Source organism: Neobacillus sp. SuZ13 (assembly GCF_030123365.1).
Classification (GTDB): Bacteria; Bacillota; Bacilli; order Bacillales; family Cytobacillaceae; genus Neobacillus.
Genome location: NZ_CP126107.1, coordinates 4,739,159 through 4,760,689, shown reverse-complemented (window position 1 = coordinate 4,760,689; position 21,531 = coordinate 4,739,159). Strand labels below are relative to the sequence as shown.

The window sequence follows — 21,531 nt, the reverse complement described above, 5'->3', positions numbered from 1 at the left end:
ATATAATAAAATCACTAATTATGTACATGGCCAGCCTGATCAATAGACACAAACAAAAAGCACCGAGAGAATCTCGTGTGCTTTTTTATGCTATCCTGTTAAGTTACTTTTCGTTTTAAGAAGACATTTTAACTTTTTTTTGTGTAGTCGTCCATTTTCCGCGGCTTGGGCTTATTACCAAGTCATTATAGGCTAAGACATTTAAATCTCGTTGTATGGTGCGAGGAGTGATACCAAATTCCTCTACAAGTTCCTGCGTTGTGACAGTTCCATTATTGCGAATAAACATGTAGATACATTTGATGCGGTTTAACATCCGGTTAGTCGAAGGTTTCAAAGAACCACTCCCTATCCTTTTTTCAAACCTATGGCTTAATCCCTCTACCGACAGCCTGTTTGAAGATTCCTCTTCAATAATATGTAGTTTTCTTTTCCGCGCAGACAACTCCTTTTTATGGATGATAACTGTGGATACTTAGATGTTGTCCATCTATCCTTATTGTAACCACAAAATCTGAAAATTTCCACCAATATACTTTATTTTACAAAATAATCTTCAAAAATTAACAAAAATTGTTCGGATATTCGCCCTCCCTTGTAGTACTCTTACTATAGGTTATGGGTTATAATGTATGGATTATGACAAATTATTTGAATTTTTAGTTAAATTATTATTCTTAATTTTGCATAATAAAAAAATCAAAGCTAAATTGATAACAGAATTAGAATAATGATATGGTTATTTTAGTAACGATTTAAATAAAAAATAGAGAGGAAATGGGAGAATGAAATTTGCAATCTTGGATGGAAAAATAATTGAGCGAAGAGAGGCAAAGGTAGATGTAGAAGACCGTGGCTACCAATTTGGGGATGGAGTGTATGAGGTGATCCGTGTCTACAACGGAAAAATGTTCACAGTAACCGAACATCTAAATCGTTTAGTGAAAAGTTTAGATAGTATCGGAATCAAACTCCCATACACGATGGATCAATTAAATGATTTGCTGGAAGAACTGATTGAGAAAAATAAACTTCAATTAGGAACGATTTATATGCAAATTTCGAGAGGAGTCGCCCCTCGTAATCATGCTTTCCCAACAGAAAATGTGAGGCCAAGTCTAGTAGCATATACGAAGGAAGTTTCTAGGCCGTTAGAGAGTTTGAAGATGGGTGTAAAAACAATCGTTACAGATGATATTCGCTGGCTGCGCTGTGATATTAAAAGTTTAAATTTACTAGGCAATTTATTAGCAAAACAAAAAGCTGCCGAAGCGGGCTGCTTTGAGGCAATTCAACATCGCAGCGGGGATGTGACGGAAGGAAGTTCATCAAATATCTATATGATTAAAAATGGCAAGGTAATTACACATCAGTCGGATAACTTAATTTTAAAGGGAATTACAAAAGATGTGATATTGCAGGTCTGCGAAAGAAATAACATTGTTGTAGAGGAACGAACATTTACACTTGATGAACTTATCGATGCTGAGGAAGTGTTCCTCTCAAGTACGACGGCAGAGGTAATGCCGATTATTGAAGTGGATGGGAAGCGTGTAGGGGATGCTTTGCCTGGTCCTGTCACCAAATTACTGCAGGAATGGTTTGAGTTAGAAATTGAAAAACGATGCGGAGCACTTAATGATAAAATTCTTTTTTAAGGATTAAAGACGTGAACACAGAAGTGTCCACGTCTTTTACTTAAAATTGAAATAAATCACTAGATAAATACCGTTCCCCTGTATCACAGGCAATACAAACAACGACATCATTAGGGGTTAATCGTTTGGCAACTTCTATCGCAGCAAAGCAAGCCCCACCCGAGGATGGTCCGACAAGAATACCTTCTTCTTCAGCCAATCTGCGTGCAATATCATAGGCATCTTCATCATTGATTTGATGGATTTCATCATAGACATCCTGATTAAGAATGTCAGGAATAAATCCTGGGCTTGTACCAACAAGTTTGTGCTTGCCAGGTTTTCCGCCTGACAAAACAGGCGAGCCTTTTGGTTCCACGACGTGGACTGTTATATTTTCAAAATGTGCTTTTAAGGTTTCACCTGTACCCGTAATCGTTCCCCCCGTTCCGGCAGTGGCAACAAAGGCAGCAAGGGGTTTGCCAAGTTCGTTCATGGCTTTAATGATTTCTACAGCAGTAGTATGACGGTGTGCATCTGAGTTCGCGTGATTTTCAAATTGCATCGGAACAAAGCTATTGGGAATCTCGTTAGCTAATTCAAGGGCTTTTTTGATGGCACCTGGCATTTTTTCATCCCCAGGTGTAAGGACAACTTCCGCACCGTATGCCTTTAAAATACTGATTCTTTCTTCCGTCATTGTATCAGGCATGACGATAATCGATTTATATCCTCGTGCAGCGGCATTCATGGCAAGGCCAATGCCTGTATTTCCACTGGTCGGCTCGATAATAGTGGAACCTGTTATTAATTTTCCAGCCTTTTCAGCTTCAACAATCATATTATATGCTGCACGGTCTTTTACGCTCTTACTAGGATTAAAGTATTCCAACTTTAAATAAACCGATGCCCCATCCTTGGGTGCTAATCGATTTAGTTTAACGAGTGGTGTATCTCCGATTAGTTCAGCAATATTATTGACTACTTTCAAGCGGCCCCGCGTCCTTTCTATCCTTTGAAGTAAATACGTAATAATTCGTTTCCTATCTAATAATAAATAAATATTAACTCCTTGTAAAAAAATCAGCTAATTGTCTGTCTACTAATAGATACATTTAGGACAAAATAGACTAGAATTATTTATAGAAGGGAACATAACTTATGGAAAAACGATCCCATTATTTCTTTGCTGTAAGAATACCAGAGCATACAAAATTAGTCATGAGAGATCATATGGAAAAAATTAAGGAAATGATTCCATTTAGCCGGTGGGTACATTATCAGGATTTACATATTACCCTAGCGTTTCTTGGCGGTGCCCCGCCTGATAAATTAACAGAAGCAGATAAAAACGTTAGAAATGCCCTTAGCGATGAGACTGCACTTAAATTGAACATCAACAAACTTGGTTTTTTCGGAAGTGTTACTTCACCCCGCGTTTTCTGGGCAGATACAGAGGAAAGCACACATTTACAAACCATCAGAAAAAAGGTATTTTCCGCTTGTGAACAGGCAGGGTTTCAACTGGAAACAAGACCATTCCGTCCCCATATTACTCTTGCGAGAAAATGGATGGGGGAACATCCTTTTCAAAACGATATGCTTAAACTGTGGGAGAAACTCCAGCCTATGCCCCTTTCATTTGATGCTATTGATGTGGTGCTTTATCAAACACACCTGAACAAAACACCAAAGTATGAAGCCATAAATATTTATCCTTTAACCCACAAACACATAAAATAAAATAAAATAAAGGTTGGTATTATGAAGCAAATATACTTTATTATAAATCCTAAAGCGGGCAACGGTCATTGCTTTAAGATATGGGAAAGAGTGGAGCACCAACTAAAAGCTAATCATGTAAAGTACCTTGCATTTTTTTCTGAATCCCCTGGACATGCCAAGATTCTTGCAACACAAATCGCGCAAAAGAATTTTGAGCAAAAGATTGTTATTGCCGTAGGTGGAGATGGAACGATGCACGAGGTGATGAATGGGGCAATCAAGAATAATAACATTATACTTGGATTTATTCCTGGCGGGTCTGGAAATGACTTTGCTAGAGGCTTTCAAATTCCAGGTGATCCTGTAGAAGCATTAGCCGTGATACTCCGTCTAGCAAAACATAAGGGTTTGCCAATCGATATTGGCAAAGTTACATTGGCTGAATCAAATCAGCACTTTTTTATTAATAATATGGGTGCAGGATTTGATGCCATCATTTCCTATGAAGTGAATCAATCCCGGATGAAAGCCATATTAAATAAACTTTCGTTGGGCAGAATGGTTTATGTTTATTTTTTGCTAAAAAAATTATTTACTTATAAAACCTCAACAATTGATTTATCAATTGACGGGAAAAAGCATATATTTGAACAGACATGGTTTGTAACTGCTTCCAATCAACCATATTATGGCGGTGGGATGAAAATTGCCCCTGCCGCTGAACCAGATGATGGCCTTTTTGACATTACCGTGGTTCATCAATTAACACGATGGAAACTGCTCCTAGTTTTTATTAGTGTATTTTGGGGAAAGCACATCCATTTTAAAGAGGTGAAAACCTATACGGGCAGGAGTGTTTCTATCCATTCTCCAACAAAACTTTTTGTTCATGCCGATGGGGAGCATATCGGGTTTACACCCTTGAAGATAGACCTTCAAGCAAGCGCTCTGGAAGTGTTAATAAGAAGAAAATGTCCGAATGAAGTGGAGATGAAAGAGAGGGACTCGAATGATTGCTACTGACCGAAATTTCTTCGCCTATCTAGATGAGATGAAGATCATTACGATTCTTCTTCCTCTTTCCTATCATCACGGATTGTCATCCTCCTTTTCGATTACAAGTGATTTTCAAGAACATCCATTGAAAATCATCGAGAAGGTACAAATAGAAAATAAAATGAAATATATTTGCGAATTTTCAAAGGATTATGCCTTTGAAAAGCAATATGTGATTATTGATGAGCATGGAGGGAAAACAGACCTCCAAATTGGTGCCGTAATTCGAACAGAAGAATTTGATAAGAAATTTTATTATGACGGAAATGATCTCGGTGTTACCTTTCAACAGGGGCTAACCCGGTTTAAGCTTTGGGCACCCACTGCTACTCAGGTTAAATTAAAGTTACGTCCATCTAACAGCAGTTTTTCAGAAATTGTAAAAATGAGACGAGAAGATCGTGGTATATGGTCCGTTGCTATAACTCGTGATATAGAGCTCTATCAATATAGCTTTCTTATCTTAGTCAATCAAGAATGGCGTGAGGCAGTGGATCCTTATGCAAAAGCTGTGACTCTTAATGGCGAACTTGGAGTGGTTGTAAGACTTGATAATACCCAGCGATCGCGCCCTAACTTACCTGAAATTGAAAATTCAGTGGATGCCATCATATATGAGACCCACATAAGGGACTTAACGATTCATCCTAAAAGTGGTGTAAAGAATAAGGGGCTGTATTTAGGTGCTGGCGAGCAAAATACAAAAGGAATGGATGGGGAACCTACGGGGTTAGCATATGTTAAAGACTTGGGTGTTACCCATATTGAATTCCTGCCTTTTCATGATTTTGCTGGTGTGGATGAACTGCATCCAAATAAGGAATATAATTGGGGATACAATCCACTTCATTTCAATGCCCCTGAAGGAAGCTATTCAACGAATCCTGCCAATCCATATTCAAGAATTATCGAATTAAAGCAGTTAATTGATCAAGTTCATAGTCTTGGCCTCAGAGTAATCATGGACGTGGTATATAATCACGTATATGTTCGTGAGACTTCATCTTTTGAAAAGGTGGTTCCTGGTTATTATTTTCGTCATAACGAGATTGGACTTCCATCAAATGGTACGGGGGTTGGAAATGATATTGCCTCGGAACGCAGGATGGTCAGAAAATACATCGTGGATTCCATTCAATATTGGTTGGAGGAATATCATATTGACGGATTTCGCTTTGATTTAATGGGGATCTTGGATGTGGAGACGATGAAAGAGGTAAGGAAAGTTTGCGATAGTCTTTTAAAAGGGACAATAATCATCGGCGAAGGCTGGAACCTCAACACACCACTTCCAACAGAGCAGAAAGCAACAATTGGAAACCAGGCAAAAATGCCACATATCGCTCAATTCAATGATAAATTTCGTGATTCTATCAAGGGAAGCTCATTTAACTTATTTGATAAAGGCTATGCCTTGGGTAATGAACATTACCTCGGGGCAGCTAATGAAGTCATGACTGGCAGCATCGGTTATACGAAACAGGGGCCGGGTACTTTTAATGAACCCTTTCAGTCAATAAATTATGTAGAATGTCATGATAACCACACGATGTGGGATAAACTTCTAGCATGTCTCCCCGATGCAGATGATACATTACGAATAAAGTATCATCGACTCGCCACAGCGATTGTTTTGTTGTCTCAGGGAATCCCCTTCCTACACAGTGGCCAAGAGTTTTTTAGAACAAAAAAGGGGAATGGGAATAGTTATCGTTCCTCTGATGAAATCAATCAACTGGACTGGGAAAGAAAAATTATTTATAAAGATAACGTAGAATATGTAAAAGGACTTATTCAAGTACGTAAGGAATTTGCTTGTTTCCGAATGAGAACTTCTGCAGAAATCCGATCAAATATTCACCAAATGCCATTAGCTTCACCCCTGTTGGGATATTGGTTTAAAGGTGAAAATGAACTAATCTTATTAATCAATCCCACCACAAAAAAGCATATTATTACGTTACCAGACGGGGATTGGACGGTCTTAGTTGATCATGAAAAAGCAGGCATCACTTCCAATGGGATTTTGTTTGTGGAAGAGATGAGTATCGAACCAGTCTCCATAAATGTTTTGCTAAAAAAATAGTTTCTGCAGATATACTTGACGAAAAAAGGTAATCCGAGATAAAATTTAATAAGATGGCTATTGTGTGCAATGGTTTCAATAGCTTTTTTTTTATTTTAAAAAAATAAAAGCTGTTGATGAAACTGTGGTAAAATAAGACCTTCCGGCAACGCAGGTTATACCTCTGATATAGGGGAATAAGCCCATAAGAACGGCATAAATTGAAGGTGAGCAATTTTGGATCATATACTAGGACAAGAGTGGGAAATTACCCCTGCTGGAGGCAAAACAGGTGAAGCCTTTTATGCAAAATATAAAGACCAAAGGCTTTTTTTGAAGCGGAATTCGTCTCCGTTCCTTGCTGTACTCTCAGCAGAAGGCATTGTCCCAAAGCTTGTTTGGACAAAAAGGTTGGAAAGTGGAGATGTAATTACTGCACAGCAGTGGCTTCCCGGCAGAGAACTAAAGCCGTCAGAAATGAATCAAAAACTCGTTGCTAGACTGCTAAAGAAGATTCATTGCTCAGAGCCAATGCTGGGTATGTTAAGCCGGATAGAGACCTCTCCTTTACATCCAGAGCCTATATTGCAATCGGTGGTAAACGAGTTAGATGAACAGGTACTTTCCTTGCCTGAAGTGCAAAATGCAATGAGCTTTTTAAAAAAGGAAGCATTAAATGTCTATTGCGATGAGAAAGTGGTTTGTCATGGAGATGTTAACCATAACAACTGGCTGCTTGCTGAAGACAACCAGTTGTATTTGATTGATTGGGACGGGGCAATGATCGCGGACCCCGCCATTGATCTAGGATTGCTCCTTTATTGGTATATTCCAAAAGAAAATTGGCAGGATTGGTTAAGCATGTACGGCAAAGAGCTGACCGATAACCTAAAGTTACGAATGAAATGGTATGTTACCATTCAGACGCTTTCGTCAATTCAATGGTATAAGAATAAAAATCGCTTGGAAGAAATGAACAAGTGGATAAAGTTCTTGGATGAAATTTGCTAATCAGGAAAATTGATCAATATTACTTACCCAACTTGATAAGTTTGCTTGGTTAGATAAAATATGTTGATCCAAATCAGCTGTACCAACGCCATGGTGGCTATACTGATATACTTCCTGTAAGATATTCTTAACATTTTGATCAACCTCTGTGTTTACCATTAGAGATTTCACTAATCGCTCCAATTGTTCACATTCGGCAACAGACCCACAGCAATCGGTTTGATGATTGTTTAATATATCTTTTAATAAAGTGACTTGGTCATCATGACTTAATGGCATGAATGTACACCCTCTCAAGTGTTTTTTAAAAACAAGAATTCACACTGTTAGGTTGTGAATTCTTTTTTTGTTTATGCATGATCTTATTTTCCATTAAGTTAAACTTGTACTGAAAAATGGTGCATGATATATGTAACGAACAATATTATTTTTAGGAGTGTCATAAATGAGAGTTAGACATAAACCTTGGGCAAAGGAAAAAATCGAGCAGCATCCTCAATATATTGTTGCCAATCCTGAAGAATATAAAGGAAAATGGCATGAAGTATTTAATAACGATCAACCGCTTCATATTGAGGTGGGTACAGGCAAAGGTCAATTTATTACGGAAATGGCTAGAGCGAATCCGATGATAAATTATATTGGTATTGAATTATATGATAGTGTTATCATTACTGCTTTAGAACGATTAATTGAAGCCGATTTACCAAACCTCAGGCTCCTTAATGTAAATGCGGTGGATTTGCCGAAATATTTTGCCAAAAATGATGTGGACCAGGTCTATTTGAACTTTTCTGATCCATGGCCAAAATACCGTCATAGAAAAAGAAGATTAACATATAAGGACTTCCTAAAGCTTTATGAGGATATTATGGTTGATGGTGGAGAAATCCATTTTAAAACAGACAACCAAGGGTTATTTGAACATTCTCTAATTAGCTTTTCGGAGTACGGATTATTATTAAAGTACATTAGTCTAGATCTTCATAAAAGTGATTATGAAGGAAACATCATGACAGAGTATGAAGAGAAATTTTCAGAAAAAGGAAGCCGTATTTATCGCTGCGAAGTAAAATATCAAAACTAGTTTTTTCAGGACAGTTCATTAGTGAGCTGTTCTTTTTTTATTTCTTCAAGTACATCCACAATGTTAAAATATAGAAAAAGTGTTAAAGGGGGAAGAAGGGTGGAAACAGTAAAAATTGGCGGTGTCACCGTAACATGGTTATCTGGAGGTGTCACAAATTTAGATGGCGGGGCTATGTTTGGGGTTGTACCGAAAGGATTGTGGTCAAAGAAATACCCATCCAATGAAAGAAATCAAATTGAATTACCAACGGATCCGATGTTCATTCAAATGGATGGGAAAAATTTCTTAGTTGAAACTGGAATCGGTAAAGGGAAATTATCAGAAAAACAATTAAGAAATTTTGGTGTAACGAAAGAATCAGAGCTGGATGAATCTTTAGATAAGTTAGGTTTACATGCAGAAGATATCGACTACGTCTTGATGACTCATTTGCATTTTGACCATGCAGGCGGCCTGACAAAGCTAGAGAATGGACATTACGTTTCAGCCTTTCCTAATGCAAAAATCATTACCTCACAAGTAGAATGGGATGAAATGCGTAACCCTAATATTCGCTCGAAAAATACATATTGGAAAGAAAACTGGGAAGCAATTGAAGCGCAGGTAGTTCCATTTGAAGAAAAATGGAACTTAGGGGCGCTGACCATGGTTCATACTAGCGGTCATAGTAACGGACATTCAATCCTTTTTATAGAGGACCGCGGAGAATTGTTAATTCATATGGCTGATCTGATGGCAACTCATGTCCATCAACCTGTGTTATGGGTGATGGCTTATGACGACTATCCTATGACCTCGATTGCAGCAAAGGAAAAATGGATTCCATACGGTTTACATAAAAACGCATGGTTTAGTTTTTATCATGATGCTTTTTACCGGGCAGTGAAATGGGATTCGGAAGGCAAGCAAATTGTTGAAAGTATTAAAAGAGAAAATTAAGCAAAGAAATAGCCGTAACCTCTCAGTTACGGCTATTCTTACTATGAAACAAGTTCGTTGGACAAAGACCGAATATCCAAAAGGGTCCCAGTTTGGGCATCGGCAATGAATTCGAATTGCTCAGTTGTACCATCATTGTTTTTAGAAATGCCGCCTTTATAGACGAGGTAATTGATGTGCTGCTTTTCATACGGCTCTGCTTCCATATGTATCCATGAACCATTGATTGGTCCATTCTTAGTAAATTGCTTCTTTACTTGTTCTAATACTTTTTCGGGCGATACATTTGTTTTACTATAAATGATTTCTTTGGCAGCATACCCGCTAATCAACCCGACCGCTGCACCGAGGAGAAATGACTTCCAATTCATAAAGGACCTCCCAAAGTTAAATTTGGAAAAGATAGGATTCTCTTCTCAGTATATCGTATTTATGGAAAGGAACATACTATTACATATATTAAATTCAATTGATGGAAAGAGAAACCAAAGTTCTGTAAAATTAAATATATACATAAATTAACCCGAGAAACCTAAAGGAGCTCAAAAAAATGAACGATCAAACCTTAAAGCTTTTTCAAACATTAACAGAACTTCCCGGTGCTCCCGGAAATGAACATTTAGTTAGAAAATTTATGAGGGAACAATTATCTCAATTCTCAGATGAACTTGTTCAAGATAACCTTGGCAGTATTTTTGGGGTGAAAAGGGGAGCTGAGACGGGTCCAACTGTAATGGTAGCAGGTCATATGGATGAAGTAGGCTTCATGGTGACTGCGATTACAGAAAATGGAATGCTTCGCTTTCAGCCGCTTGGTGGCTGGTGGAGTCAAGTAATACTTGCCCAGCGTGTCCAAGTGATGACCAATAATGGTCCTGTAATTGGAGTCGTTGGTTCGATTCCACCACACCTATTAGACGATGCAAAGCGGAATAAACCAATGGAAATAAAAAATATGCTGATCGATATCGGTGCGGATAATCGTGAGGATGCGAAGCGGTTAGGGATTAAGCCAGGGCAGGCAATTCTGCCAATTTGTCCATTTACACCAATGGCCAATCCCAAAAAAATATTAGCAAAAGCATGGGATAACCGCTACGGTTGTGGCTTAGCTATTGAATTACTGCAGGAATTAAAAGACGAAAAATTACCAAATACGCTTTATTCAGGAGCAACGGTCCAAGAAGAAGTTGGTTTACGTGGTGCTCAAACTGCGGCTAATATGATCAATCCAGATATCTTTTTTGCACTCGACGCAAGTCCTGCTAATGATATGACGGGTGATAAGAATGAATTTGGCCAATTGGGGAAAGGGGCATTGCTTCGAATCCTTGACCGGACAATGGTCACACATCGCGGAATGAGAGAGTTTGTTCTCGATACTGCTGAAACACATAAAATTCCTTACCAATATTTTGTTTCACAGGGCGGAACAGATGCCGGCCGGGTCCATCAATCAAATGAGGGTATTCCAAGTGCGGTTATTGGTATTTGTTCACGTTATATTCATACCCATGCCTCGATTGTACATGTGGATGATTATGCAGCAGCGAAAGAACTAATTGTTAAATTAGTTAAGGCTTGTGATCAAACAACAGTTGATACGATTAAAGCTAACAGTTAAGTGATTTTTTTAGGGGGCATTTTATGCTCCCTTTACTTTGTCAAAAGGAGTACATATCATCATGAAAATAATTATTGGGTCAAAGAATCCTGCTAAAATTACTGCGGTGAAAAATTGTTTTACTGAGGACCATGAGTTTGTTGACTTAGACATCCCATCGGGCGTTAATGAGCAGCCGTTTTCAGATGAAGAAACAATCCAAGGAGCTATTAATCGGGCAAAAGGTGCCTTAAAGCTAGGAAATGGTGATATTGGGATTGGACTTGAGGGCGGTGTACAAGAAACGAGTTATGGTTTATTCATATGTAACTGGGGAGCACTTGTATGCAATGATAGGGAACCGATAATTGCCGGAGGAGCAAGGATCCCTCTTCCGGAAGAAGTAGCAGACCGATTAAGGGCTGGTGAAGAACTCGGACCGGTTATGGAAGATTATGCGAAAAGTAAAAATGTAAGGAAACAAGAGGGAGCGGTTGGTATTTTTACTAACGGAATGGTGAATCGCTCTGAAATGTTTACTCATGTTATGAACCTGTTAGTGGGACAATACAAAAGGAGCAGATGAGTGGACTGAAAAGCAGTCTAACTGCTATGATTTCAGAAGAAAGCATTGTAAAGTGAAAAGATTCTAACGGAGGCGTTGATTTTGAAGAATTTAGAGTCAGTAGAGCAATTTGAACAGCTGCGTGATCATGGAAAAACAATTTTCATGTTTTCAGCAGGCTGGTGCCCAGATTGTCGAGTTATTGAACCGATTTTACCAGAAATTGAATCCAAATTTAATGAGTATACATTTATTCATGTTGATCGAGATGAGTATATCGATATATGCCAGCAATTAGATGTCTTCGGAATTCCAAGCTTTATCGCATTCGAAAACGGAAACGAACTTGGCAGATTCGTAAGCAAAGACAGAAAAACACAAGAAGAAATAGAAAACTTTATTTCAGGTTTAAAATAATATTTTACTTCTGTTGATAGGAGCGGAAATCAACAGACTAGTTACCAGAACCAGAAAACTATTAAGAACTCTCCATCACTTTGAGATGGAGGGTTTTTCATGTACAATAGACAAGCAGCTCCTAAAATGGAGGAATTCAAAATGAAAATGGATAGCAGAAAAATGAAAACCGAATTAGAGAGACGCCTGTCTCGTAAAGATCGGGTGATCTCCTATGATCGAGAGAAGGACCAATTGCGCATTGAAAGTAAAGAATCAGGAAAAGGAATAACAGTTGCTTTACCTGGGATTATTGCCAAATGGCATATTCAAAAGGAAAAAGCCATCGATGAAGTTGTTTATTATATCGAAGAAGGACTTCATGCGATGGAGGACGCAGTTCAGTTAACCGACCATGAGAAAAAAATCTTCCCCGTAATTCGCTCTTCATCCTTCCCTAAGGAAGCAGAGGAGGGAGTGCCATTTTTAATTGATGAGCACACAGCGGAAACCAAAATTTATTATGCCTACGATCAAGGCAATACCTATCGGTTAATCGATTCTCGTATCATGGCGAAAGAGGGCTGGGAAGCAACAAGAATTAAGGAAATTGCTTTATTTAATGCCAGATCCCTTTCTACTCCACTAAAAGAGGATCAAGTCGCCGGCAACAGCTTTTACTTTTTAAACACAAATGATGGATACGATGCAAGCCGGATCTTAAATAAGGTGTTCTTGAATGAATTCGAAAAGAAGATTACGGGGACGATGGTGCTTGCTGTTCCACACCAGGATGTGTTAATTATTGCTGATATTCGTAACGATCGAGGATATGATATAATGGCACAGATGGCCATGAGCTTTTTTGCAAACGGGCATGTACCAATTACAGCCTTATCATTTTTATATGAAAATGGTGAATTAGAACCTATTTTTATTTTAGGAAAAAATAAATAATTAAAAATAGAAAAAGGATCACAATCACAGTGATCTTTTTTCATTAATCAATTGTCAGAGTGTATTTTGCCTCATTTAAAAGAATTATGTCGAAAAAATCTAAAAAACTGATAAAATAAAGTGATAGATTTAAAGTAGTTAGTAGAAAGAGTGATAGTTTTGAGCTGGTTCCAAAACCTATTTCAAAAATTAAGAAAAGAAGATGATGATGATGATGAATTTGAAGGTTACATAATACATAAACCAGAAGGACTGCCGTTTCTAAACAAAAATGAAAGTGTAAAGGATTTAGAGACAAAGGTGTCCTATCAATACCCAAAAGGCAGTAATCATCCTTTTCATCCGCCAAAACTTAAGGAAACACCTAAGCCAAAAGAACAAACATTACGACAAAAAAGAAAAAATTCGCTGCCAGAACCTGATCAGAGAATTATTAGGGAAAAACCAGAAGTTAAAATGGTTAAACAGGAACCGCCTAAACTAAAAAAAGAACCAACTAGTAAGAAGAGCGGTCCCTTCCAACCGACAGAAATTCCTTCTCCCGTTTTTGGGTTTAATCGGCCAAAGAATACGAAGATAATTGTCGAGCATGAATTAAGCCACTTTCTAGAAGAGGATGAAAAAAATCTGATTGAAAGTCTAACTCCTTCAGAAAGGATGACAACTGAAGTAGAAATCATTAAACAATCAGAAATTGAAATGGATATCATCGATGTGGAAACAACACATGGAGAAACGATTCAGAAAGAATTCATGGAACTACAGGATAAAGACTCATTTGAAGCGGTAAAAGAATTAATAGCAGCAACAAATGATGTGGTAGAGGATTTACCAGAATTCAAGACTACATTAGAACCAGAGCCAATTTTAGAACTAGATTCCTTATCAGAACCAGAGTTCGTTTCAGAACCAGAGATCATTTCAGAACCTATGATCGTTTCAGAACCAGAAACTATACCTGAACCCACAGTACCAAAGCGTTCCCATTTGCCATTTAATGTGATGATGTTAAAACAAGATAAACAAAAATGGGAAGAGCGGAAGAGAAATAGGACAGTGGAAGCACAAGTTATGCAGACACAAGAAAATGTTCAGTCGGAACAGAATAACCAAGTGATCGATCTATTCCCAAGAATAGAAGAGATCACCCAGGATGAACCAGATGATGGTCATTATGTGTTCCCAACATCTAGTTTGCTAAACCCTCCTGTGACAGTAGGGAATGATACAAAATGGTTATTAGAGCAAGAAGAAATTTTAAACGAAACCTTACAAAACTTTAATGTCGGCGCCAGTGTTGTTAATGTAACACAAGGTCCTGCGGTTACTCGTTTTGAAGTTCAACCGGAGCCAGGGGTCAAAGTAAACAAAATTACCAACCTAACTGATGATATTAAGTTAAGTCTTGCCGCAAGAGACATCAGGATGGAAGCTCCAATACCAGGAAAGCATACGATTGGGATTGAAGTACCAAACCAAAAGTCACGTCCTGTATTCATTAACGAAATTATTCAAAGCAGTACATTCAAAGAATCTACCTCTCCCTTAACAGCCGTGCTTGGCCTGGATATTGCCGGAAAGCCGATTGTCACAGACTTGAAGAAAATGCCGCATGGTTTGATTGCTGGTGCGACAGGATCAGGGAAGAGTGTCTGCATTAACACTATTTTAGTTAGCTTGCTTTTTAAAGCCAGCCCTGAAGACTTAAAGCTATTATTAATTGACCCAAAAATGGTCGAACTCGCACCATATAACCGTATTCCACATCTTGTCAGTCCTGTTATAACGGATGTTAAGGCGGCAACAGCTGCATTAAAATGGGCGGTTGAAGAAATGGAAAGACGATACGAATTGTTTGCTCATACCGGTGTTCGTGACATTAATCGCTTTAATGAACTGGCAATAAAGCATAAACAATATGCAGATAAACTTCCATTTATTGTTATTATTATCGATGAGTTAGCCGATTTAATGATGATGTCCCCAGCAGATGTGGAAGAAGCTATTTGTCGAATCGCTCAAAAGGCAAGAGCATGTGGGATTCATTTAATTGTCGCCACACAAAGACCATCTGTTGATGTAATCACGGGCTTAATTAAAGCCAATATTCCTACGCGAATTGCCTTTTCTGTTTCTTCTCAGGTGGATTCACGTACAATCATTGATATTAGCGGGGCAGAAAAGTTACTTGGCCGCGGTGATATGTTATTTTTAGAAAATGGTTCATCTAAACCTGTCCGTTTGCAAGGAACGTTTGTCTCGGATGAAGAAATTGATCTGGTTGTAGGTCATGTAAGGGAGCAGCGCGAACCGGATTACTTGTTTGAGCAAGAAGAATTATTAAAAAAAGCTCAAGTAACGGAAACAGAAGATGAACTTTTTTATGAGGCATGTGAATTTATCATTGACCAGGGCGGAGCATCAACATCAAGTCTGCAAAGGCGTTTTAAAATAGGCTATAATCGTGCGGCAAGATTGATGGATATGCTTGAGACTAGTGGCTATATTACTAGTGCAAATGGAAGCAAAGCGCGTGAAGTATTAATTACCCAGGCAGATTTAGAATCCATTCTAGAGGCTAATGCAAATAATTAATTGAGAGTATTCTTTCATTACAAGGATAAATAATATATAGTGAATAACTAGTCAGAATCTAAAGAATTTGTTTGCAAATAGTTTTTCGGGCTGATTAATGATATAATTATTAAATATGTTTTTAGAGGTTATTGAAGTTATAGTGTACAATAGTCCTCTGTTTTCTTGTTAGCAAATACAGACAGATGTCATATACTGTTTTACAGATAGACGTTGTTGGAGGTTCTTCTATGACTATTTACCATTTTGTCGGTATAAAGGGGTCTGGGATGAGTGCACTCGCACAAGTTCTGCATGATATGAAATTTAAGGTGCAAGGCTCCGATGTCGAAAAGCGCTTTTTTACACAACTGGCCCTTGAGCAATCAGGGATTACCATTCTTCCTTTCCAAAAGGAGAATATCAAGCCAGGAATGACGATTATTGCAGGAAATGCTTTTCCAGATACACATGAGGAAATTCAAGAGGCGATGAAACTTGGGCTTCCTATTGTTCGTTACCATCGGTTTTTAGGTGACTTTATGCAAAACTTTACTAGTGTAGCAGTTACTGGTGCGCACGGAAAGACTTCTACAACAGGCTTACTTGCCCATGTGATTGAAGGAGCTAAGCCAACATCATTTTTAATTGGTGATGGGACAGGTAAAGGAAAAGAGGGCTCAGAATATTTCGTATTTGAAGCTTGTGAATACAGAAGGCACTTCTTATCCTACTTTCCTGACTATGCGATTATGACGAATATTGATTTTGATCATCCTGATTATTTTGCAAATATTGATGATGTCTTTTCAGCGTTTCAAGAGATGGCGATTCAAGTGAAAAAAGGCATATTTGCTTATGGTGATGATGAACAGCTTCAGAAAATTCAGGCAAAGGTTCCCGTCTTGTTTTATGGTTTTGGCGATGAAAATGACTATCAAGCAAAAAACCTTGTGAAGACAACTACTGGAACGACTTTTGATGTCTTCATTCGTAATACATTCTATGACACATTCACCATTCCAACCTTCGGCGATCATAGCGTATTAAACGCACTTGCCGTTATTGGTCTATGTCATTATGAAGAAATTAGTGTGGAAGCAGTCAAGGACCAATTAATTACTTTCCAGGGTGTAAAGAGAAGATTTTCAGAAAAAAGAATCGGTTCCCAAATATTAATCGATGATTATGCCCATCATCCGACTGAAATTAAAGCAACGATTGATGCGGCAAAGCAAAAATATCCTGACCGTAAAATTGTGGCTGTTTTCCAACCACATACCTTTTCACGGACTCAAGCGTTCCTTGAAGACTTTGCCAAAAGTTTAAGAGAAGCAGATAAAGCCTATTTATGTGAGATTTTTGGGTCTGCTCGTGAAAATCATGGAAAACTAACAATCAAGGATCTTCAGGCAAGAATTGAAGGTTCCGAAGTCATTACAGAAGAACATACTTCAGTATTAAATGACTATGACAATAGCGTTATTATTTTTATGGGTGCTGGAGATATTCAAAAATTCCAGGAATCCTACGAAAAACAGGTAGCGAAATAATAAAGAAAGGATGCCAGCAAGTAGTTGGCATCCTTTCTTTTTATTTTGGCTGTGTTAAACTTGGCTGTTGGTTTCCGTTCCAGGCACAAGCGGTTCGCGGGCGTGCCGGGGAGCCTCCTCGTCGCTTTGCTCCTGTGGGGTCTCCCCTGCCCCGTACTCCCGCAGGAGTCTTCGTGCCTTCCACTCCAATCAACAGAGTGCCAAAATCAACATTAACGTATAACACAGCCTTTATTTTAAGTTTTCCGGATTTAAAACATCTAACTCTGGAAGAACAAATAGTCCATCTTTTCGAATTAGAACATCGTCAAAATAGATTTCTCCACCGCCATACTCCGGCCGCTGAATGTTAACCATATCCCAATGGATATTGGAATGGTTGCCATTAAAGGCATCATCATAACATTGTCCAGGTGTAAAATGGAAGCTGCCAGCAATTTTTTCATCGAACAAGATATCTTGCATTGGATTAAGGATGAACGGATTAACGCCAATGGCAAATTCTCCAATATAACGTGCACCTTCATCGGTATCGAAGATTTTATTAATCCGGCTAGAATCATTTGATTCCGCTTCAACAATCTTCCCTTCTTTGAAGGTTAATTTCACATTTTCAAACGTAAACCCTTGGTATGGTGAAGGAGTGTTATACGTAATTACGCCATTGACTGAGTCGCGTACAGGAGCCGTATAAACCTCACCGTCAGGAATATTTAATCGTCCGGCACATTTTATGGCCGGTATATCCTTAATGGAAAAGGAAAGGTCTGTTCCTGGACCTGTGATTCGAACTTTGTCTGTTCGATCCATTAGCTCTTTCAAACTATCCATTGCTTTATCCATTTTTCCGTAATTGAGGTTACAAACATCAAAATAAAAGTCTTCAAATGCCTCTGTACTCATTTTAGCTAATTGAGCCATAGAAGAGGTTGGGTAGCGAAGGACAACCCATTTTGTCTTTGGAACACGAATGTCGCGATGAACTTTTTTACCAATCGTATTGCCATGGATTTTCATTTTATCATCCGGGACATCAGATTGTTCACTGATGTTATCACCGGAACGAAGACCTATGTATGCATCCATTTTACTCATTACATTTGCTTCGAACTCGGCCATCATGTTAAATTGCTCTTCTTGTGCACCGAATAAGAGTGAGCGGTCTACCTGATGGTCCTTTAACAGCACAAAAGGGTACCCCCCGGCTAAATAGGCTTCCTTTACGAGGGCGGTCACAAGCTCACGCTGCAGCCCAAAGTTCTCGATTAAAACCTTTTCTCCTTTTTGAAGCTGGACCGAATAATTAATTAAGTTTTTTGCTAGTTTCTCAATACGAGGATCTTTCATTTTTTACGCCTCCAACAAAAAATTATATCCTTACTCACATATTGTAACCGAATCAAGCCTTAAAGTTGAAAAATAAAACATTTGTGACCATGTTGTTGAAACTTTTTAAAAGAAACAGCAGGAAAAGAGGACAAAAATATGGAAGTAGTATAAGATAATTAGCGAGGTTTATATCTATCCGTGATGGGATATACATATTGATAGGATTTAGGCGGAGGTGCACGATGCAAATAATTTTATACTTAAGCGTAGCCTTGATAGCAATCGCATTTTTTGTGCTTGTCATCTTTTTATCGACAACACTCAAATCATTTCAAGTTACACTTACAAGTGTTTCAAAAACATTAGCTGGATTAGAAAAACAGTTAGATGGCGTAACAGCTGAAACGACCATACTTTTACAAAAAACAAACGCATTAGCTGATGAGCTCAAAGAGAAAACTGAAAGTTTAACAAGTGTTGTTGATGCCGTCAAAGACGTAGGTACAACAGTCACTAAATTTAATGGAACACTAAAAAATATTACAAAATCAGTGGATACCCAGGTTGAGGAAAGCAAAGAAAAAATTTCGCAAATTGTGCAATGGAGTAATGTCATTCTGGAATTAAAGGATAAGTGGCAGGCAAGAAAGCAAGAAAAAAATGAGATTAGCTTAAATCAGGGTAAGAAGGTTAGATCACACTAGAAAATAGAGGAGGAATTTGAAGATGTCAAATAGGGATTTTGATTCAAGAGAGACGAATCAAGCTCGAAATGAAGAGTCATCCAATAGTTTTCTACTTGGTGCAATTATCGGAGGAGTAGTTGGTGCTGCTACTGCACTTTTTCTGGCTCCCAAATCGGGAAAAGATCTTCGGAATAGGTTTAGTAACCAAGCTGGTTCCATTATCGGTAAGACATCGACAATAAGAGATAATGTAATTAGCAAGAGTAATGAATTAGTCTCTAAAAGTTCCTCCCTGTCCCAAGGGATTGTCCTGCAATCTACTGGACTATTGGATAAGGTAAAAGGAAAAATAACAAATCAGAGCGAACAGGTAGACGAATCAGAATCAACCTATATTCCCATTCAGCCCTTAAAAGAAAAAAGTAAAGCAAAGAAATCCATCGAAATTGGAACCCTAAACAGCACTGAAATAAGAAGAAAAATTGAAGAAGCAGAAAAGGCATTAGAAGAGGAAGAAAATAAGGTTAAACTTTAAAAATTGATGAGTTGAATCAGTTTATTTGTGATAGAAACGGTGGAGTGATAAAATTACTTCACCGTTTATTTCATTTTTGGAGGAATGTACACATGTTAGAAAAAATTGATACCGTAGAACAATTTGATGAAGTATTAAAAAAGGAGAGTAAGTTTTTTCTTTTAAAGCACAGTTTAACATGTCCAATTAGTCATGCGGCTTACAAGGAATATGAAAAGTTTGCAAATGAAAATCAGTCTGTACCTACTTATTTCCTAGCCGTTCAGGATTCCCGTCCACTATCTAATGAAGTGGCAGAAAAATTCCAAATCAAACATGAATCGCCGCAAACGATCCTGTTTTCAAATGGGGAGCCATTATGGAATGCATCCCACTGGAAAATTACAAGCCGTTCCTTAACAGGTGCAGTTGGTGAAAATCAATAATTCTATTTAGGTTTTCGTTAATGGACAAGCTGATTTCCTTTTAGTATCACATAAAATACTTTAGCGCTTAAAAGCGTTTAATCATTAAAGAAAAAATTAGTGACAAATAAAAACATATCCGATATAATAAGCCTAATTATAAAAATGTAAATATTTGAGTTTACACGTTTAGCTTTTCACAAAAGAACATATATGCAATCAGAACTTTTTCAAAAGGTGATCTGTTTAGCAAAAGAAAAGGCGGGGACGAAGGATGGGCAAAAAAATCGAATTAGAACAATTGAGGGCACGGGTTGATGAGCTAAACTTAGAATTGTTAAGGTTAATTAATGAGAGAGCACAGCTTGTTTCAGATATTGGCCGGGTGAAAGAAAACCAAGGTGTATACCGTTACGACCCAGTGCGTGAAAGAAAGATGCTAGATAAAATAAAAGAGCATAATGATGGTCCTTTTGAAAATTCGACGATTGATCATATTTTTAAAGAGATTTTTAAAGCAGGTCTTGACCTCCAACAGGATGACCATAGTAAGGCGTTGCTTGTCTCTAGAAAAAGACAGCCTGAAGATACCATTGTTCCATTAAAAGGTGAAAATATTGGCGATGGAAAGCCACACTTCGTATTCGGTCCGTGTGCAGTTGAATCCTATGAACAAGTGGCAACTGTGGCGAAATCCATGCAAGAAAAAGGCTTAAAGCTTCTTCGTGGCGGAGCTTATAAACCAAGAACTTCTCCTTACGATTTCCAAGGGTTGGGGGTAGAAGGCTTAAAAATCCTAAAACGTGTAGCTAAAGAATTCGATATGGCAGTAATCAGTGAAATTGTCAACCCTGTTGATATTGAAATGGCGATTGATTATATCGATGTCATTCAAATTGGGGCACGTAATATGCAGAACTTTGAATTGTTAAAAGCGGCAGGTTCTGTAAATAAACCTGTATTGTTAAAAAGAGGGATTGCGGCAACAATTGAAGAATTTATTAATGCAGCCGAGTACATTGCATCACAGGGGAATAGCCAAATCATTCTTTGTGAACGAGGCATAAGAACTTACGAACGCGCCACAAGAAACACTCTTGATATTTCAGCGGTACCAATTTTAAAGCAAGAAACACATTTACCTGTCATGGTTGACGTAACACATTCTACTGGTAGAAGAGACCTGTTATTACCATGTGCGAAAGCTGCTATTGCAATTGGTGCAGATGGTGTGATGGCTGAGGTACATCCAGATCCAGCTGTAGCGCTTTCCGATCAAAAGCAGCAAATGGACCTTAATCAGTTTGATAAATTTTATAACGAACTGCTTGCATCCAATTATGTTCGGATTTAATTGGAAGTAAAGATGATTTAAACCTTCTGCTTTTCATTGCAGGAGGTTTTTT

22 protein-coding genes are annotated in these 21,531 nt (G+C 38.1%); 17 read left to right on the top strand and 5 right to left on the bottom strand.

All coding sequences use genetic code 11. From position 1 onward, the window contains the following. Positions 1-115 precede the first annotated feature (115 nt). A complete protein-coding gene (locus tag QNH17_RS23525; protein WP_007086548.1) occupies positions 116-337 on the bottom strand; it encodes a DeoR family transcriptional regulator in 222 nt (73 codons plus the stop codon). A 448-nt stretch (positions 338-785) separates the two neighbouring features. Here QNH17_RS23525 and dat point away from each other — a divergent pair, with 448 nt between their 5' ends. Beyond that, a complete protein-coding gene (dat, locus tag QNH17_RS23520; RefSeq protein ID WP_283875487.1) occupies positions 786-1,658 on the top strand; it encodes a D-amino-acid transaminase in 873 nt (290 codons plus the stop codon). A 40-nt stretch (positions 1,659-1,698) separates the two neighbouring features. On the opposite strand, the gene cysK is transcribed toward dat, so the two are convergent. After that, entirely contained in the window at positions 1,699-2,628 is a 930-nt protein-coding gene (cysK, locus tag QNH17_RS23515) for a cysteine synthase A (protein ID WP_283875486.1), read from the bottom strand. Positions 2,629-2,798: 170 nt separating this feature from the next. Between cysK and thpR the strand changes: the two genes are divergently transcribed. The 4 genes from thpR to QNH17_RS23495 all read left to right on the top strand — a co-directional run bounded on the left by thpR (position 2,799) and on the right by QNH17_RS23495 (position 7,494). Beyond that, the gene (thpR, locus tag QNH17_RS23510) at positions 2,799-3,380 is read left to right on the top strand and encodes an RNA 2',3'-cyclic phosphodiesterase (RefSeq protein WP_283875484.1); all 582 of its coding nucleotides are present in this window, start codon (positions 2,799-2,801) and stop codon (positions 3,378-3,380) included. Between the two features lie 21 nt (positions 3,381-3,401). Beyond that, positions 3,402-4,385 (top strand): diacylglycerol/lipid kinase family protein, encoded by a 984-nt coding sequence (locus tag QNH17_RS23505; protein ID WP_283875483.1) that lies wholly within the window; start codon positions 3,402-3,404, stop codon positions 4,383-4,385. Next, positions 4,372-6,504 (top strand): type I pullulanase, encoded by a 2,133-nt coding sequence (gene pulA / locus QNH17_RS23500; protein ID WP_283875481.1) that lies wholly within the window; start codon positions 4,372-4,374, stop codon positions 6,502-6,504. The genes QNH17_RS23505 and pulA overlap by 14 nt, the downstream gene beginning before the upstream one ends. 216 nt (positions 6,505-6,720) lie before the next feature. Then, positions 6,721-7,494 carry a phosphotransferase family protein gene (locus QNH17_RS23495; protein ID WP_283875480.1) on the top strand — a complete coding sequence of 258 codons (774 nt, stop codon included), beginning with the start codon at positions 6,721-6,723 and terminating at the stop codon, positions 7,492-7,494. Here QNH17_RS23495 and QNH17_RS23490 read toward each other — a convergent pair whose 3' ends face one another. Further along, the gene (locus tag QNH17_RS23490) at positions 7,495-7,773 is read right to left on the bottom strand and encodes a YtzH-like family protein (RefSeq protein ID WP_098574557.1); all 279 of its coding nucleotides are present in this window, start codon (positions 7,771-7,773) and stop codon (positions 7,495-7,497) included. A gap of 166 nt (positions 7,774-7,939) precedes the next feature. Here QNH17_RS23490 and trmB point away from each other — a divergent pair, with 166 nt between their 5' ends. Both trmB and QNH17_RS23480 read left to right on the top strand, forming a co-directional pair. Further along, the gene (gene trmB, locus QNH17_RS23485; RefSeq protein WP_283875478.1) at positions 7,940-8,581 is read left to right on the top strand and encodes a tRNA (guanosine(46)-N7)-methyltransferase TrmB; all 642 of its coding nucleotides are present in this window, start codon (positions 7,940-7,942) and stop codon (positions 8,579-8,581) included. Positions 8,582-8,680: 99 nt separating this feature from the next. Beyond that, positions 8,681-9,523, top strand: coding sequence for a YtnP family quorum-quenching lactonase (locus tag QNH17_RS23480; protein ID WP_283875476.1), 843 nt, complete (start codon positions 8,681-8,683; stop codon positions 9,521-9,523). Positions 9,524-9,564: 41 nt separating this feature from the next. Here the strand turns inward: QNH17_RS23480 and QNH17_RS23475 are convergent, their stop codons facing one another. After that, positions 9,565-9,894 carry a PepSY domain-containing protein gene (locus QNH17_RS23475; protein WP_283875474.1) on the bottom strand — a complete coding sequence of 110 codons (330 nt, stop codon included), beginning with the start codon at positions 9,892-9,894 and terminating at the stop codon, positions 9,565-9,567. A 179-nt stretch (positions 9,895-10,073) separates the two neighbouring features. On the opposite strand from QNH17_RS23475, the gene QNH17_RS23470 reads away from it, so the two are divergent. The 6 genes from QNH17_RS23470 to murC all read left to right on the top strand — a co-directional run bounded on the left by QNH17_RS23470 (position 10,074) and on the right by murC (position 17,171). Further along, the gene (locus QNH17_RS23470; RefSeq protein WP_283875473.1) at positions 10,074-11,147 is read left to right on the top strand and encodes a M42 family metallopeptidase; all 1,074 of its coding nucleotides are present in this window, start codon (positions 10,074-10,076) and stop codon (positions 11,145-11,147) included. Between the two features lie 61 nt (positions 11,148-11,208). Next, complete coding sequence (locus tag QNH17_RS23465) at positions 11,209-11,712, top strand: DUF84 family protein (protein WP_283875471.1); 504 nt, start codon at positions 11,209-11,211, stop codon at positions 11,710-11,712. Positions 11,713-11,793: 81 nt separating this feature from the next. Then, on the top strand, positions 11,794-12,108 hold the full coding sequence (locus tag QNH17_RS23460; RefSeq protein ID WP_283875469.1) for a thioredoxin family protein: 315 nt from the start codon (positions 11,794-11,796) through the stop codon (positions 12,106-12,108). A gap of 147 nt (positions 12,109-12,255) precedes the next feature. Then, positions 12,256-13,044 (top strand): DUF1444 domain-containing protein, encoded by a 789-nt coding sequence (locus QNH17_RS23455; protein WP_283879580.1) that lies wholly within the window; start codon positions 12,256-12,258, stop codon positions 13,042-13,044. A gap of 159 nt (positions 13,045-13,203) precedes the next feature. After that, positions 13,204-15,639, top strand: coding sequence for a DNA translocase FtsK (locus QNH17_RS23450; protein ID WP_283875467.1), 2,436 nt, complete (start codon positions 13,204-13,206; stop codon positions 15,637-15,639). Positions 15,640-15,869: 230 nt separating this feature from the next. Beyond that, entirely contained in the window at positions 15,870-17,171 is a 1,302-nt protein-coding gene (gene murC, locus QNH17_RS23445; protein WP_283875465.1) for a UDP-N-acetylmuramate--L-alanine ligase, read from the top strand. Between the two features lie 231 nt (positions 17,172-17,402). Here murC and QNH17_RS23440 read toward each other — a convergent pair whose 3' ends face one another. Then, a complete protein-coding gene (locus tag QNH17_RS23440) occupies positions 17,403-18,518 on the bottom strand; it encodes an aminopeptidase (RefSeq protein ID WP_283875463.1) in 1,116 nt (371 codons plus the stop codon). Between the two features lie 224 nt (positions 18,519-18,742). Between QNH17_RS23440 and QNH17_RS23435 the strand changes: the two genes are divergently transcribed. The 4 genes from QNH17_RS23435 (at position 18,743) to QNH17_RS23420 (ending at position 21,479) form a co-directional block, all read left to right on the top strand. Beyond that, positions 18,743-19,204 (top strand): DUF948 domain-containing protein, encoded by a 462-nt coding sequence (locus QNH17_RS23435; RefSeq protein ID WP_283875461.1) that lies wholly within the window; start codon positions 18,743-18,745, stop codon positions 19,202-19,204. Positions 19,205-19,226: 22 nt separating this feature from the next. Further along, a complete protein-coding gene (locus QNH17_RS23430) occupies positions 19,227-19,721 on the top strand; it encodes a YtxH domain-containing protein (RefSeq protein WP_283875459.1) in 495 nt (164 codons plus the stop codon). Positions 19,722-19,813: 92 nt separating this feature from the next. Continuing rightward, entirely contained in the window at positions 19,814-20,146 is a 333-nt protein-coding gene (gene ytxJ / locus QNH17_RS23425; protein WP_283875457.1) for a bacillithiol system redox-active protein YtxJ, read from the top strand. Between the two features lie 253 nt (positions 20,147-20,399). Beyond that, the gene (locus QNH17_RS23420) at positions 20,400-21,479 is read left to right on the top strand and encodes a bifunctional 3-deoxy-7-phosphoheptulonate synthase/chorismate mutase (RefSeq protein ID WP_283875455.1); all 1,080 of its coding nucleotides are present in this window, start codon (positions 20,400-20,402) and stop codon (positions 21,477-21,479) included. Positions 21,480-21,531: the final 52 nt, after the last annotated feature.